The following is a 13,863-nucleotide window of genomic DNA, read 5'->3' as shown; positions in this document are numbered from 1 at the left end:
ACAACAGCAGGCGCTCACGTCGCGGTTATGCACAGGCAATGGGCCTTTACCCGCAGGCGTTCACCCATTCCGAGAGTCCGTCGGCGAAGAGCTGGCGCTTCCAGATCGGCACCTCGTGTTTGATCCGATCCACCAATTCCGCACAGGTGGTGAAGGCTTCGGCGCGGTGTGGGGCCGCGACGGCGACGACGATCGCGAGATCGCCGATGGTCAACTGGCCGATTCGGTGGACGGCCGCGACCGGGAGTCCGGAGCGCTCGGCGAGTTCCGAACAGCAATTTCGCAGGAACCGTTCAGCTTCCGGATGCGCCGAATATTCCAAAGCGGAAACCGCTTGTCCGCCATCGTGATTGCGCACTTTGCCGGTGAAAACCACAACGGCGCCGTGTTCCGGTCCGGTCACCGCCGCCTCGACAGCCGCCGGATCGAGTGGCTGATCGCTGATACCGGCCAGGTGTACGGCCGCGAATTCACTTGTTGTCATGGTTGCCGCCTCCGGCTACTTGCGCGAGCAGATGATCCAGCAGCGGCTCGAGCACCGCCATACCGTCTTTGACCCCACCGGGAGAGCCGGGCAGATTCACCACCACCGATCGGCCCGCCAGTCCGGCCACCCCGCGACTGAGCGCGGCAAGTGGGAATTTCGCGGTGCCGCGTTGCCGAATCGCCTCGGCGACACCGGGCAATTCGCGATCCAGGACGGCCAGCGTCGCCTCGGGTGTCGCATCGGTGGGCGAGGCGCCGGTGCCGCCGGTGCTGATCACCAGCGACGGTCCGAACCGCAGGGCATCGGCCAAGCCGATATCGATTTCGGCGTCGGCGTAGATCAGCGGGCCGCGCACCGAGAAGCCGAGTTCGCCAAGCCATTCCGCGAGAACGGGACCGGTGGTGTCCACCCGGGTGCCGCACGCGGCGCCGGTGGAGGCGACCAGGACGACGGCGGAGCGCTGATCGAAATCCGAGATCTCCTCCGGCGCAACGTCTTCCGTGTCGGGCTCTGGTTCGTCGGAAAGCGCGGGAATGTCCACGAACTCCCGCTCCGCGGGCCGCTCCCAATGTCCGTGCTTGCCACCCTCTTTGGTGAGCAGTCGGACGCCATTGAGCGTCGCGGCCGGGTCGACCGCCTTGACCATGTCGTGCAGGGTGAGTCCGGCCACCGCCACGGCGGTCAGTGCTTCCATCTCGACACCGGTGGGGCCCTTGGTCTTCGCGCTCGCCTCGATCGTGATGCTGTCCTCGGTGAAGCCGAATTCGACCTTCACCGAGGACAAGGCCAACTGATGGCACAGCGGAATGAGTTCGGAGGTCTTCTTCGCACCCGCGATACCGGCGATCCGCGCGGTCGAGAGCACATCGGCCTTCGGCATATCGTCGGCCCGGACCAGTGCGACCACCTCGGCGGTGGTCTGCAGCTCACCGGCCGCGACCGCGATCCGAGTGGTGTCGGATTTCGCGCTCACATCGACCATGCGGGCGCGACCGTCCTGATCGACATGGGACAACTCGCTCATAATGACCACACTCGCACAGGTGCGCCGACCGGCAGCGAGGTGACCTCGGCGGGCACATCGATCAGGACATCCGCCCAGGCCATGCCCGCGATTAGATGCGAACCCGGGCCGGAGGCGACCTCGACGGCCGTCGGCCTGCGATGTAATCCGGGCGCCGCGGCGTCCTCGCGCACCAGTTGACCGCGCAGGAATTGGCGTCGTCCCTCGGGGGAGCGCACCGCATTGCGCAGCGGCACCTCGTAGATCTCCACCTCGGGCAAGCCAGCGATGTGACGCAGTATCGGCCGCGCGAACACCTCGAACGACACCATGGTGCTCACCGGATTCCCGGGAAAACTCAGCACCGGTACGCCGTTGACGACGGTAAGCCCTTGTGGTCCACCGGGTTGCACCGCGACCGAGCCGAATTCGCCGCCCAGCGGTTGCAATACGTCCTTGACCACCTCGAAATCGCCTTTGGACACCCCACCGGAGGTGAAGACGATATCGGCGGATTTCGTTGCGGCGGAGAGCAATGCGCGGAACTTCGCCGGATTGTCGGTACTGTGCTCCACCGAGACGACGTTGACGCCATTGGCGCGCAGCGCGGCCGCGAGGGCGATGCCGTTGGAGTTGTAGATCTGACCGGGGCGCAATGGTGTTCCGGCGGCGACCAATTCGTCACCGGTGGTGATGACCGCCGCCCGAATCGGTTGGAAAACCGGCACATTCGGCAGTCCGACCGCTGCCAGTGCGGCAATATGGCGGGGGGCCAGCGTGGTGCCCGCGCGGGCCAGCAGCTCGCCGGTGCGCACATCGGTGCCCGGTTCGCGCACGAACTCACCCGCCGTGCGGCCTTGTTCGACCGTCACTGTCGCGTCGTCACTGTGCGCATCTTCTACCGGCACCACACAGTCGGCGCCAGGCGGAATCGGCGCACCGGTCATCACCTTCATCGCGGTGCCGTGCGGCAATGGCGTCTGTCCGGCAGCGCCCGCCGCGACCACACCGACCAGCGGCAGCGTCACCGGAGTGACCACCACCGATTCGGCACGCACCGCATATCCGTCCATCGCCGAGTTGCGGAACACCGGCAGGTCGACCGGTGCGTGGATATCGTCGGCCAGTTGTCGGCCCAGCGCCGCGGGCACCGGGACGGATTCGACCGCACGGGCGGCCAGCGGGCGCAGTAGCGCCTCGATGGTGTCTCGGTATGCGTCGACGGACCGAGCGGTGGCGGGCGGGCTGGGCCGGTGGCCACCGGAGGTGTCGGCACGCGAGGTCATATGGTCAGCCTAATCGCCGAGCGGTAGCGAGTTCTCTTGTCGTATCGCACGAACGCTCACCCGTTGAACTCGGAGTCTGTGAGCTCGAGATGGTGCGGTCCGCCCATGGGCACAGCGTCCGGACCGGTCATAATGGACTGGTGACGTTGGTCGAGATGGGGATTCCTACCGTGCGGCCCAGGCTGCCCTCACTCGACGGACGGCCCGATACGCCGTATCTGGTTGATCGATTCGGGCGCACCGCACGCGATCTGCGCGTATCGATCACCGAGAAGTGTTCGCTGCGATGTACCTACTGCATGCCCGAGGAGGGCCTGCCCGCGATTCCGCAGGACGAACTGCTCACGGTCGAGGAGATTGTGCGACTCGTCACGCTCGCGGTGCGGGAGTTGGGGGTGCGCGAGGTCAGGTTCACCGGCGGTGAGCCGCTGCTGCGCCGCGATCTGGAGCGGATCATCGCGGGCTGTCATGAGCGAGTGCCCGAGGTCCCGCTGTCCATGACGACCAATGGCGTCGGGCTCGCTCATCGGGCCCGCGCTCTCGCGGCCGCCGGGCTGAGCCGGGTGAATGTTTCGCTGGATACCGTGGATCGGCTCGGCTTCGCCCGCCTGACCCGCCGCGATCGGCTCGAATCGGTCTTCGCGGGCATCCGAGCGGCCAGAGATGCCGGATTGGCGCCCATGAAGATCAATGCCGTACTGATGCGCGACACCCTCGCCGGGGCGCCGGATTTGCTGCGCTGGTGTCTGGACGAGGGCTGTGAACTGCGGTTCATCGAGGAGATGCCGCTGGACGCCGATCACGAATGGGCCCGCGCCAATATGGTGACCGCGGCCGAATTGCTCGCGGTGCTCGGTACCCGGTTCACCCTGACCGAGGTCGGACGGTCGGATCCCGCCGCCCCCGCGGAGAAGTGGCTCGTAGACGGCGGTCCGGCGGCGGTCGGCATCATCGCGACGGTGACCCGCAAATTCTGCGACACCTGCGACCGGACCCGGCTCACCGCCGACGGCATGCTGCGGTCGTGCCTGTTCAGCGATCAGGAATTCGATGTGCGCCAAGCGCTGCGGATGGGCGCGGACGACGATGAGATCGCGACGATCTGGCGCGGCGCCATGTGGAACAAATGGGCGGGACACGGGATCGATGCCGAGGATTTCGTCCCGCCGGAACGCACGATGGGAGCCATCGGTGGTTGAGATCCGCTACTTCGCCGCGATCGCCGACGCCGTCGGCAAGGACCGGGAAACCCTGGACTTTCCGGCCGACGCCACCATCGCCGACCTGCGCACCACCCTCGCCGAGTCCTACGGTCCCGACCTCGACAAGATGCTCGCCGTCTGCGCCTACCTCGTCGGCGACGAACTCACCCGTGACCCGTCGGTCGCGCTGACTCCGCGAGTCGACGTCCTACCCCCCTTCGCCGGTGGCTGACGGTGTGTGTGGGCAACTAGGTGCTCCTCGACCGGGTTAGCATCTGCGCCAATGCAGTGCGCCGGACCGGATCAGGAGTCGATATGCCCCAGCCCCCGAATCAGGTACTTGCGCAGCACCCGGTGGTGGTGCGGTTCCACCAGGTGCGGGGCGAGAGTCTGCAACTGCGGGTGGCGGACTGGATCACGAAGTTCGCCGGGTCTATGCGGTTCGTCTATATCCACGCCATAGGTTTCGCGATCTGGATGATTTGGGCCGAACAGAGTCCATGGCCGACGCTGACCCTGGTCGTCTCCCTGGAGGCGATATTCCTGTCCACCTTCGTGATGATCGGCCAGAATCGGCAGGCCCAGTTCCAACAGATGAAGGCCGATCACGACTTCAACGAGCAGGAGTTGGAGCTCAAGACCAATACCGAGCTGACCAGGGCCATTCATGAGATGACCAAGGAACTGCACCGCAGGCTGCTGGAGACTCCGAATCCGAAGTAGTCAGCGCCACCACGTGTCGAGCGGGGTGACCGGGACGGTGCGCTTGTGCCGGGTATTCACGAAGATCGTTTCGAGCTTCTCGGCGACCTCGGCGGTGACGTCCTTGCCCTCCAGGTAGTCATCGATCTCGCTGTAGCGCAGGCCGAGTGCCTCCTCGTCCGGCAGGGCGGGGCGGTCGTCCTCGAGATCGGCGGTCGGCACCTTGGACCAGATGCTCGATGGTGCGCCGAGTTCCTGCAGCAGCGCCGCGCCCTGGCGCTTGGTGAGGCCGGTGAGCGGCGTGATGTCGACGCCGCCGTCGCCGAATTTGGTGAAGAAACCGGTGACCGCCTCGGCTGCGTGATCGGTGCCGACGACGAGCATATTCTCCTGGCCGGCGATGGCGTACTGGATGACCATGCGTTCGCGGGCCTTGATATTGCCGCGCACGAAATCGCGCAGTTTGTCCACCTTCTGGGCGACGGCAGTCGGCGCAGTAGACGGGATGGATGAACTCAGCGCCGAGGCCACCTCGGCGGCAACGGCATTGGCGCCGGGGCGGATATTCACCACCACAGAGCGGTCGGGCTGGATGAACCGCAGCGCGATCCGCGCATCGGCCTCATCGGCCTGCACGCCGTAGGGCAGTCGCACCGCGATAAAGGCGGCATCCGCGCCGTCCGCACGCAGTTCCTCGACGGCGAGCTGGCACAGTCGTCCGGCCAGCGCGCTGTCCTGACCACCGCTGATGCCGAGTACGAAACCTCGTGCGGGACTTGCGTTCAGATAGTCCTTGAGAAAATCGACCCGACGGCGTACCTCGAGCTTCGGTTCGATATTCGATTGGACGCCCAACTCGGCGATGATCTGTTCACGCAGGTTCCCCATGACGCATCACTCTACTGGCCGCGCCGAGATGACAACCCGTCGAACGAACGCCTCCCAGTTATCGCCGATCCGACAGCGGTCGTAACCCAGGACATGCATTTGATGCATCACCAATGCGGCGCCGAGCAGGCCGAGCAGACCATCGGCGACCAACACCACATCGTCGTCGATCCGCGCTTGCCGCAACAGCATCGTCACGTGCGCACGCAGCAGTCCGTAGGGCGGGCCGGTGAAACGGTCGCCCGCCTCGCCGATTTCCGCGGCGCGATGCAGTTCGCCCGCGACCTCTATATCGAGTAGCCGGGCCCGGCCGAAGGCGACCAATCGCTCCACCGGTGCGGCGCCCGGTCCCAGCGGTGGTGGCCCGAACATGAACTCTTCCTGGAACTTTCGCTCGGCGTGGTCCAGGAGCGCGCGCAACAGCCCCGACCTACTGCCGAACCGTCGGAAGACGGTGCCCTTGCCGACGCCCGCCCGCTTGGCGAGTGCGTCCATGGTCAGGCTGTCCACACCTTGTTCGCGCACGATCTCCTGCGCCGCGTCCAGCAGTAGCTGGCGGTTGCGCGCGGCATCAGCGCGTTCGTGATTTCCGGGCAGGGGCGCACCGATGCCGAGCAACGGGCGCTCGGGCATCATTCCGTCCGGCATGGATGTGCTGTAGCTCACAGGCCTCTCGCGGTTCTCCCGGGAATGGAATCGGACCATGGTCCGGTTAGTGTAGGCAAAAGACCGGACACCACATTCAGTACACCAGGAGTCATCCATGAGCGAGCGAATCAACAACACAGCGCCCTTGGCGGACGGCGAAGCCGGGACCCGGACCCGGATCCTTACCCTTGTCGGCAGCCTTCGCGCCGCCTCGATCAACCGCAGGCTCGCCGAGGCCGCGGCTCAGACCGCGCCCGACGGCGTCGAGATCTCCATCTACGGCGGCCTCGGTGATATCCCCTTCTACAACGAGGATCTCGACGTACCCGGCTCCGTACCCGCCGCCGCACAGGCGCTGCGCGACGCGGTCGCCGCATCCGATGGCCTGCTCCTGGTGACGCCCGAGTACAACGGCAGTATTCCCGCCGTGCTCAAGAACGCCATCGACTGGGCCTCGCGCCCGTACGGCGCCGGAGCGATCAAGGATCAGCCGGTCGCCGTGGTCAGTGGTTCGATCAGCCCGAATGCGGCCAAGTGGGCGCACGGCGATGTGGTCAAGGCGCTCGGCGTCGCGGGCGCCCGGGTTGTCGAGACCGCCCACCTGCACTTCGCCGGATTCGGCGAGCGGTTCGCCGCATCGCATCCGCGCGAGGATGCCGAGGCGCTGACGCAGCTCGGCGCGACCGTGCACGAACTGGTTCAGGCGACCGGCGAACTGGTGTCCGCCTAAGCGCCGAGGTCCCGCCGGCAGGGTCGCCCCCGACTCCATCCGTGGAGTACGGGGGCGACCCTTTTCGTTCGTCGAAAGAGGTTTGCTGGAAGGGCGCTACGGTATGAAATTGTGATCTGCGCCACTGTTGTGTCGGGTTGCGAATCGAGCGTCCAGGTACTTACCGCTTGGGAATTTCATCTTTGTGACTCGCAACATGTCGTGTTGTATGAATCTGTCGGCCACTAGGTGTAGTGTCTTCGATACTGGAAGACGGGATGAGATCAGCTTCGGCCGCGAGCGGCTGAGCAGGGATTTCAGGTACGGATCCAGGAGTTTGCGCAGCGTAGTCGGATCAAAGCGCCGCTAGCGACTCTTGCAGGTCGCTCGCAACGGTCAGCATACGGATCACAGGCTGTGGATCAGGCATAGGAGAGAGGGACATCAATGACCATCACCGTGTACACCAAGCCCGCTTGCGTCCAGTGCAATGCCACCTACAAGGCGCTCGACAAGGCTGGGGTGGACTACGAAGTCATCGACATCTCCGAGAACGACGATGCGCGTGATTACGTCATGGCGCTGGGGTACCTGCAGGCGCCGGTCGTCGTCGCCGGTGAGGACCACTGGTCCGGCTTCCGCCCCGACCGCATCAAGTCGCTCGCGACCGTGGCTGCCTGATCGCATCCAGCTTTCTGGTGTATCCGATGGAAGGGGGAGGAGGTAGCCATGTCTACAGGGACAGCGCTGGTCTACTTCTCCAGTGCCTCGGAGAATACGCACCGCTTCGTCGAGAAGCTGGGACTCCCGGCGACTCGCATACCACTGCACACCGCTGACTCACTGCGCGTAGACGAACCATACGTGCTGATCGTCCCCACCTACGGGGGCGGTCGGCACGTACTGGGGGGAAATAGATCCGATAGGGATTTCGTGCCGCGGCAGGTCGCCAAGTTCCTCAACGATCCGCACAACCGTGCGCTGCTGCGCGGCGTCGTCGCGGCGGGCAACACGAACTTCGGCGATACCTATTGCTATGCGGGCGAGGTGATCTCGCGCAAGTGCGGGGTGCCCTACCTGTATCGCTTCGAACTCATGGGAACCGCTGAGGACGTCGAGCGCGTCCGCGAGGGATTGGGATTGTTTTGGCAACAGCAACGACAGCACCGACCGGCAAGACAGCTCGCTTAGAGCAGCCTCCGGTCCGTACCGCCGAGACGGGCGAGGTCATGGACTACCACGCCCTCAACGCGATGCTGAACCTGTACGGCCCCGACGGAAAGATCCAGTTCGACAAGGACCGCGAGGCCGCGCACCAGTACTTCCTGCAGCACGTCAACCAGAACACCGTCTTCTTCCACAATCTGGACGAGAAGCTGGACTACCTGGTCGACGAGAACTATTACGAGGCAGAGGTTCTCGACCAGTACAGCCGCGCGTTCATCAAGTCGCTGTTCCAACAGGCCTACGCCAAGAAGTTCCGGTTCCCGACCTTCCTCGGCGCGTTCAAGTACTACACCTCCTACACGCTCAAGACCTTCGACGGTAAGCGCTACCTGGAGCGGTTCGAGGACCGGGTTTGCATGGTGGCGCTGACGCTGGCGGCCGGCGACGAGGTGCTCGCGAGCAAGCTGGTCGACGAGATCATCGACGGGCGCTTTCAGCCGGCCACCCCGACCTTCCTCAACTCGGGTAAGAAGCAGCGCGGTGAGCCGGTGTCCTGCTTCCTGCTGCGCATCGAGGACAATATGGAGTCGATCGGCCGCTCCATCAACTCGGCGCTGCAGCTGTCCAAGCGCGGCGGCGGAGTTGCCCTGCTGCTCACCAATATTCGTGAGCACGGTGCGCCGATCAAGAAGATCGAGAACCAGAGCTCGGGTGTCATCCCGATCATGAAGCTGCTCGAGGATTCGTTCTCCTACGCCAACCAGCTGGGCGCTCGCCAGGGTGCGGGCGCGGTGTACTTGCACGCGCACCACCCCGACATCTACCGGTTCTTGGATACCAAGCGGGAGAACGCGGACGAGAAGATCCGCATCAAGACACTGTCGCTGGGTGTGGTGATCCCGGACATCACCTTCGAGCTGGCGAAGAAGAACGAGGATATGTACCTCTTCTCGCCCTACGACGTGGAGCGCATCTACGGCGTGCCGTTCGCCGATATCAATGTCACCGAGAAGTACTACGAGATGGTCGACGACAAGCGCATCCGCAAGTCGAAGATCAAGGCGCGCGAGTTCTTCCAGACCATTGCCGAGCTGCAGTTCGAATCCGGTTACCCGTACATCATGTTCGAGGACACGGTGAACCGGGCCAATCCGATCGCGGGCAAGATCACCCACTCGAATCTGTGCTCGGAGATCCTGCAGGTATCGACTCCGTCGCTGTTCAACGACGACCTGTCCTATGCCAAGGTGGGTAAGGACATTTCCTGCAACCTCGGCTCGTTGAATATCGCCAAGACGATGGATTCACCCGACTTCGCGCGGACCATCGAGGTGGCGATCCGGGCGCTGACCGCGGTATCGGACCAGACACACATCTACTCGGTGCCCTCGATCGAACAGGGCAACAACGAATCCCACGCGATCGGCCTCGGTCAGATGAATCTGCACGGGTATCTGGCTCGCGAGCGGGTGCGCTACGGGTCCGAAGAGGGGATCGACTTCACCAACATCTACTTCTATACCGTGGTGTACCACGCGATTCGGGCCTCGAACCTGATCGCGAAGGAGCGCGGTGCCTACTTCGGCGGCTTCCCCGAATCCAAGTACGCCTCCGGTGAGTACTTCGACAAGTACACCGATCAGGTGTGGGAGCCGAAGACCGAACGGATCGCGCAGCTGTTCGCCGATGCGGGCGTGCACATTCCGACCCAGGACGATTGGCGTGAGCTGAAGGCCTCGGTCATGCAGCACGGCATCTACAACCAGAACCTGCAAGCCGTCCCGCCGACCGGCTCGATCTCCTACATCAACCATTCCACCAGCTCGATTCACCCGGTGGCGTCGAAGATCGAGATCCGCAAGGAAGGCAAGATCGGCCGCGTCTACTACCCGGCCCCCTACCTCACCAACGACAACCTCGAGTACTACGAGGACGCCTACGAAATCGGCTACGAGAAGATCGTCGACACCTACGCCGCCGCCACCCAACACGTGGACCAGGGCCTGTCGCTGACCCTTTTCTTCAAAGACACCGCCACCACCCGCGACCTCAACCGCGCCCAGATCTACGCCTGGCGCAAGGGCATCAAAACCCTCTACTACATCCGCCTGCGCCAAATGGCTTTGGAGGGAACCGAAGTAGAGGGCTGCGTCTCCTGCATGCTGTGATTTGCGGCTCTGCGGCAACGGATTCCGTTGCCGCAGGCCTGCGTCCGGTCATCGTAAGGCTCAGCCGAAGAGTTGGAGGGGAGTTACTACGACGGTGAAGGTGCCTACACACCAGAGCTTGATCAATTGCCAGAGGGTGGGGAAGGTGCCATCGGGGTAGCGCAGGCGCAGGTCGAAGAAGGCTTTGCCGAGGGTTGTGCCGGTTATGCGCTGGATGAATGTGCGGTGCACGAAAGATGTTGCGACGGCGGCGGTTACGGCCAAGGGTATGGCCTGCTTGGGGTCTGGGGAGTATTCGGTGATCGTGAGCCAGACGGCGCCGCCGATTGCTGCGTGCAGCAGCAGATCGATGGCGAAGGCGATCAGCATCGACCATCTCGGCTCTTCGATGGTGCCGTCGGGGCGCGGCCGACCGGCGTTCAACGACATCGAATCGTATTTTGTCGCTTCAGGGTCGGGTACCGGCTCGACGTAGCGCAGTGACCCGTTCGGGTCGTGTGCGAATTGCGACTGCATAGCCGGAGGCGGCGCGTCCGCATAGTGGCCCGGATTGCCATGCACTACAGATATCTCCCAGGTCATCGTGTCGTGAGCTGATCGCCGACCATTGTGTCATCGGTCCCAGTGGTGGGAAGTCCGAGGTCCACAGGCACAGCGGCTTGCGGACCTCCAGCGCTTACCGCAGGGCTGGGGCTATTTCGCGTTCGAACAGGTCGATTCCGCTGGTGTCGTAAGCGGCTTCGGGGAAGTTGAAGATGGCGTAGCCGAGGCCGAGATCACGGACGTCGGAGAGGGTTTCGATGATCTGTTCCGGGGTGCCGACGGTGCGGGAGGTACGAAATATGTTGTCGACAAAGGCGGTCGCCTGGTCAGCGCCGACGACGGTGGCCACGCGGGCATGCACGGCGGAAAGACGTTCTTCGACTTCGGCTTCCGTTGACCCGATGATCGTGTTGAAGTTCGAGGATCGGACGATGGCGTCGAAGTCGGTGCCGACATCGGCGCAGTGCGCGCGCAGGATTTCGGATTTGCGGGTGAACTCTGTGGGATTGCCGCTGAAGTTGGTGTATTGGGCGTACTTTGCCGCAATGAGCAGGGTCTTCTTCTCCCCGCCGCCGGCGATCCACAGCGGAATTCCTTTTTCCTGCAGCGGAAGAGGGCGGACAATGGCACCGTCGACCTGGTAGTACCTGCCGTCCATGGTGGCCGTGCCCTCGGTCCACGCCTGTCGGAAGATCTGCACGCCCTCGTCCAGGCGACCGAGCCTCTCAGCGGTCGACAGGAAACCATAACCGTAGGCGCGCCATTCGTGTTCGTACCAGCCGCCGCCGATACCCATCTCGACCCTGCCGCCAGAGATCAGGTCCACTGTCGCCGCGATTTTCGCGAGGTAGACGGGATTTCGATAGCTGATCGAGGTGCACATCTGGCCCAGTCGCACTCGCGACGTCGATGCGGCGAGCGCCGACATCAATGTCCATGCCTCATGCGTTGCCTCCTCGGTCGGCATCGGCACCGTATGGAAGTGGTCACAGACCCAGATCGACTCCCAGGTGTCACTCGCATCGATTCGATGGCCGAGACCGCGCAGCACTCCCCACTGCGCCGCCGGGTCGATGTCAACCAGATCTAGCCACCACCCCTGCGGAATGAAGATCCCGAATCGCACAGATATCTCCTTCGTGTGTTTGCAGAATCTGCTCAGCACAGGGGCCGGGTATTTCTCGTGGTCACCCCAAAAACTGCAATGGGGTCGCGACGACGGCGAAGGCTGAGAAGAGCCAGAGTTTGATGAGTTGCCACAGGGTGGGCTGAGTTTCGTCCAGGTAGTGGAGCCGGAGGTTGAACAGGGACTTGCCGAGTGTGGTGCGGCCGATGCGTTGGATGACGGTGCGGTGCATGAAAGATGTTGCGATCCAGGTGACTACGGCCGCAGCCACGGCCTTGTCCGGGTTGGCGTATTCTGTGACGACAAGCCATGCGGCTGTGCCGACGCCGCTATGTAGAAGCATGTCGATCATGAAGGCGATCGTCGTCGGCCCGCCGGGGTTCTCGATTGATCCGTCCGTCCGACGGCGTCCTGCTGTCAGCGAGGTGGACTCGCGGTCGGGCTTCTGTGTCGGGTCGACGTAGCGCAACGACCCGACCGACGGGTGCTCGAAGCGCGCCTTCACCGCGGCAGGAGTATTCATACCGCAAGAGGTCGCCGGTTGCTCGTGGCCCCATTCGCCGATGACCGAGTATGCGGGCAGGATGCGCTCGGTTCGGTCGTCGGTTGGTGACGGCCTTGTCTCAGGACCGGTCTGGCGGCTGTCTGTCGAATTATCGTGGTACACAGTCGGAATCCCCCCGGAGTCGTGCATTCGCAGTCACCGCGAATCGTATTCGATGCCATTGTGCCAGCAGTGTCGTGCCGAAAGCGGCGGCCGCCGTCGGGGCGGCCGCCGCTTTGGCGGTGGCCTCAGCGCAGGGGCGAGGCTATTTCGCGTTCGAAGAGGTCGATTCCGCTGGTGTCGTAGGCGGCTTCGGGGAAGTTGAAGATGGCGTAGCCGAGGCCGAGTTCGCGGACGACGGACAGGCGCTCGGTGATCTGTTCCGGGGTGCCGACGGCGGGGGAGGTGCGGAGCATACCGTCGACGAAGGATTTGGCCCGGTCGTCGCTGATCACCGTGGCCAAGCGGGCTTGCAGGGTCGAAAGGCGTTGCTCGACTTCGGCTTCGGTGGATCCGATGACCGCGTTGAAGTTCGAGGAGCGCACGATGGCATCGAAATCGGTGCCGACCTCGGCGCAGTGCGCGCGCAGAATTTCGGACTTGTGCGTGAATTCCTCGGGTGCGCCGCTGAAGTTGGTGTACTGGGCGTACTTCGCCGCGATTCGCAGCGTCTTCTTCTCACCGCCACCCGCGACCCAGATCGGAATACCGCCCTCCTGCAACGGAAGTGGCCGCACTATCGCACCGTCGACCTGGTAGTACTTACCGTCCAGCGTGGCCTTGCCCTCGGTCCAGGCTTGGCGGAAGATTTGCACGCCTTCGTCGAGCCGCCCGAGTCGCTCACCCGCCGACGGGAATCCGTAACCGTAAGCGCGCCACTCGTGTTCGTACCAGCCGCCGCCGATGCCCATCTCCACCCGGCCGCCGGAGATCAGATCCGTGGTCGCGGCGACCTTGGCCAGATATGCCGGATTGCGGTAGCTGATCGCGGTACACATCTGCCCCAGCCGAATGCGTGATGTGGTGGCCGCGAACGCCGCCATCAGCGTCCACGCCTCGTGCGTGGCCTCCTCGGTCGGCACCGGCACCGTGTGGAAGTGGTCGTACACCCATAGCGATTCCCAGGTATCTCCGGCATCCGCCCGCTGGGCGAGATCGCGCATCACCCCCCACTGCGCCGCCGGGTCGATATCGACCAAATCCAGCCGCCACCCCTGTGGAATGAAGATGCCGAAGCGCACAGATCTCTCCTTCGTGTGTTTACACAAAAACTAGCCGCAACGATCCTCGCGGGCCTCCCAAGATTGGCGCAGAGTTCGACTCGGCCTGCGTCGAATCACCTCCCGACCGGGAAATCGCTGGCGGGGCAGGCGCGGTACGGGTAATGCTG

General features: G+C 63.9%; 16 protein-coding genes. 7 read left to right on the top strand and 9 right to left on the bottom strand.

Features of this window, described 5'->3' with window-relative positions; genetic code table 11:
* Positions 1-46: 46 nt before the first annotated feature.
* Genes AB0J47_RS13065 through glp form a run of 3 tightly spaced genes read right to left on the bottom strand, consistent with a single transcriptional unit; the run spans position 47 to position 2,776 of the window.
* Positions 47-484, bottom strand: a complete 438-nt coding sequence (locus tag AB0J47_RS13065) for a molybdenum cofactor biosynthesis protein MoaE (RefSeq protein ID WP_364344731.1) — start codon at positions 482-484, stop codon at positions 47-49.
* Positions 471-1,511, bottom strand: coding sequence for a bifunctional molybdenum cofactor biosynthesis protein MoaC/MoaB (gene moaCB / locus AB0J47_RS13060; RefSeq protein WP_364344728.1), 1,041 nt, complete (start codon positions 1,509-1,511; stop codon positions 471-473). The genes AB0J47_RS13065 and moaCB overlap by 14 nt, the downstream gene beginning before the upstream one ends.
* On the bottom strand, positions 1,508-2,776 hold the full coding sequence (glp, locus tag AB0J47_RS13055) for a gephyrin-like molybdotransferase Glp (protein WP_364344724.1): 1,269 nt from the start codon (positions 2,774-2,776) through the stop codon (positions 1,508-1,510). The genes moaCB and glp overlap by 4 nt, the downstream gene beginning before the upstream one ends.
* 140 nt (positions 2,777-2,916) lie before the next feature.
* Between glp and moaA the strand changes: the two genes are divergently transcribed.
* The 3 genes from moaA to AB0J47_RS13040 all read left to right on the top strand — a co-directional run bounded on the left by moaA (position 2,917) and on the right by AB0J47_RS13040 (position 4,701).
* Entirely contained in the window at positions 2,917-3,975 is a 1,059-nt protein-coding gene (moaA, locus tag AB0J47_RS13050; protein ID WP_364344721.1) for a GTP 3',8-cyclase MoaA, read from the top strand.
* Complete coding sequence (locus tag AB0J47_RS13045) at positions 3,968-4,210, top strand: MoaD/ThiS family protein (protein WP_364344718.1); 243 nt, start codon at positions 3,968-3,970, stop codon at positions 4,208-4,210. Before moaA ends, AB0J47_RS13045 begins: the two co-directional genes overlap by 8 nt.
* An 83-nt stretch (positions 4,211-4,293) precedes the next feature.
* Positions 4,294-4,701 carry a DUF1003 domain-containing protein gene (locus tag AB0J47_RS13040; protein WP_364344715.1) on the top strand — a complete coding sequence of 136 codons (408 nt, stop codon included), beginning with the start codon at positions 4,294-4,296 and terminating at the stop codon, positions 4,699-4,701.
* Here the strand turns inward: AB0J47_RS13040 and nadE are convergent, their stop codons facing one another.
* On the bottom strand, positions 4,702-5,568 hold the full coding sequence (gene nadE / locus AB0J47_RS13035) for an ammonia-dependent NAD(+) synthetase (protein ID WP_364344712.1): 867 nt from the start codon (positions 5,566-5,568) through the stop codon (positions 4,702-4,704).
* A gap of 6 nt (positions 5,569-5,574) precedes the next feature.
* Positions 5,575-6,216 carry a helix-turn-helix domain-containing protein gene (locus tag AB0J47_RS13030; protein ID WP_364344709.1) on the bottom strand — a complete coding sequence of 214 codons (642 nt, stop codon included), beginning with the start codon at positions 6,214-6,216 and terminating at the stop codon, positions 5,575-5,577.
* A gap of 115 nt (positions 6,217-6,331) precedes the next feature.
* Here AB0J47_RS13030 and AB0J47_RS13025 point away from each other — a divergent pair, with 115 nt between their 5' ends.
* From AB0J47_RS13025 to nrdE, 4 genes are all read left to right on the top strand, one after another.
* Positions 6,332-6,946 carry an NAD(P)H-dependent oxidoreductase gene (locus tag AB0J47_RS13025; protein ID WP_364344706.1) on the top strand — a complete coding sequence of 205 codons (615 nt, stop codon included), beginning with the start codon at positions 6,332-6,334 and terminating at the stop codon, positions 6,944-6,946.
* Between the two features lie 426 nt (positions 6,947-7,372).
* The gene (gene nrdH / locus AB0J47_RS13020; RefSeq protein ID WP_062985026.1) at positions 7,373-7,606 is read left to right on the top strand and encodes a glutaredoxin-like protein NrdH; all 234 of its coding nucleotides are present in this window, start codon (positions 7,373-7,375) and stop codon (positions 7,604-7,606) included.
* A 48-nt stretch (positions 7,607-7,654) separates the two neighbouring features.
* Positions 7,655-8,116: a class Ib ribonucleoside-diphosphate reductase assembly flavoprotein NrdI gene (gene nrdI / locus AB0J47_RS13015; RefSeq protein WP_364344702.1), complete on the top strand. Its 462-nt coding sequence runs from the start codon at positions 7,655-7,657 to the stop codon at positions 8,114-8,116.
* A gap of 38 nt (positions 8,117-8,154) precedes the next feature.
* Positions 8,155-10,260, top strand: coding sequence for a class 1b ribonucleoside-diphosphate reductase subunit alpha (gene nrdE, locus AB0J47_RS13010; RefSeq protein WP_364344699.1), 2,106 nt, complete (start codon positions 8,155-8,157; stop codon positions 10,258-10,260).
* Positions 10,261-10,320: 60 nt separating this feature from the next.
* On the opposite strand, the gene AB0J47_RS13005 is transcribed toward nrdE, so the two are convergent.
* The 4 genes from AB0J47_RS13005 to AB0J47_RS12990 all read right to left on the bottom strand — a co-directional run bounded on the left by AB0J47_RS13005 (position 10,321) and on the right by AB0J47_RS12990 (position 13,714).
* The gene (locus tag AB0J47_RS13005) at positions 10,321-10,689 is read right to left on the bottom strand and encodes an RDD family protein (protein ID WP_364344696.1); all 369 of its coding nucleotides are present in this window, start codon (positions 10,687-10,689) and stop codon (positions 10,321-10,323) included.
* 247 nt (positions 10,690-10,936) lie between these two features.
* Positions 10,937-11,929 (bottom strand): LLM class F420-dependent oxidoreductase, encoded by a 993-nt coding sequence (locus AB0J47_RS13000; protein WP_364344693.1) that lies wholly within the window; start codon positions 11,927-11,929, stop codon positions 10,937-10,939.
* A 61-nt stretch (positions 11,930-11,990) separates the two neighbouring features.
* Positions 11,991-12,434 carry an RDD family protein gene (locus AB0J47_RS12995; protein WP_364344690.1) on the bottom strand — a complete coding sequence of 148 codons (444 nt, stop codon included), beginning with the start codon at positions 12,432-12,434 and terminating at the stop codon, positions 11,991-11,993.
* A gap of 287 nt (positions 12,435-12,721) precedes the next feature.
* Entirely contained in the window at positions 12,722-13,714 is a 993-nt protein-coding gene (locus AB0J47_RS12990; RefSeq protein WP_364344687.1) for an LLM class F420-dependent oxidoreductase, read from the bottom strand.
* Positions 13,715-13,863 lie beyond the last annotated feature (149 nt).

It is taken from the genome of Nocardia sp. NPDC049737, from assembly GCF_040674755.1.
In the GTDB taxonomy this organism is placed as follows: Bacteria; Actinomycetota; Actinomycetes; order Mycobacteriales; family Mycobacteriaceae; genus Nocardia.
This window is presented reverse-complemented; position numbering and strand designations above follow the sequence as displayed.

Bases quoted from the DNA above. Each gene is read 5' to 3' on its own strand.
- AB0J47_RS13040 (WP_364344715.1), top strand. From the start codon at position 4,294: ATGCCCCAGCCCCCGAATCAGGTACTTGCGCAGCACCCGGTGGTGGTG.
- glp (WP_364344724.1), bottom strand. From the start codon at position 2,776: ATGACCTCGCGTGCCGACACCTCCGGTGGCCACCGGCCCAGCCCGCCC.
- nadE (WP_364344712.1), bottom strand. From the start codon at position 5,568: ATGGGGAACCTGCGTGAACAGATCATCGCCGAGTTGGGCGTCCAATCG.
- nrdE (WP_364344699.1), top strand. From the start codon at position 8,155: ATGGACTACCACGCCCTCAACGCGATGCTGAACCTGTACGGCCCCGAC.
- AB0J47_RS13005 (WP_364344696.1), bottom strand. From the start codon at position 10,689: ATGTCGTTGAACGCCGGTCGGCCGCGCCCCGACGGCACCATCGAAGAG.
- AB0J47_RS13025 (WP_364344706.1), top strand. From the start codon at position 6,332: ATGAGCGAGCGAATCAACAACACAGCGCCCTTGGCGGACGGCGAAGCC.
- moaCB (WP_364344728.1), bottom strand. From the start codon at position 1,511: ATGAGCGAGTTGTCCCATGTCGATCAGGACGGTCGCGCCCGCATGGTC.
- AB0J47_RS13065 (WP_364344731.1), bottom strand. From the start codon at position 484: ATGACAACAAGTGAATTCGCGGCCGTACACCTGGCCGGTATCAGCGAT.
- nrdH (WP_062985026.1), top strand. From the start codon at position 7,373: ATGACCATCACCGTGTACACCAAGCCCGCTTGCGTCCAGTGCAATGCC.
- nrdI (WP_364344702.1), top strand. From the start codon at position 7,655: ATGTCTACAGGGACAGCGCTGGTCTACTTCTCCAGTGCCTCGGAGAAT.
- AB0J47_RS13030 (WP_364344709.1), bottom strand. From the start codon at position 6,216: ATGCCGGACGGAATGATGCCCGAGCGCCCGTTGCTCGGCATCGGTGCG.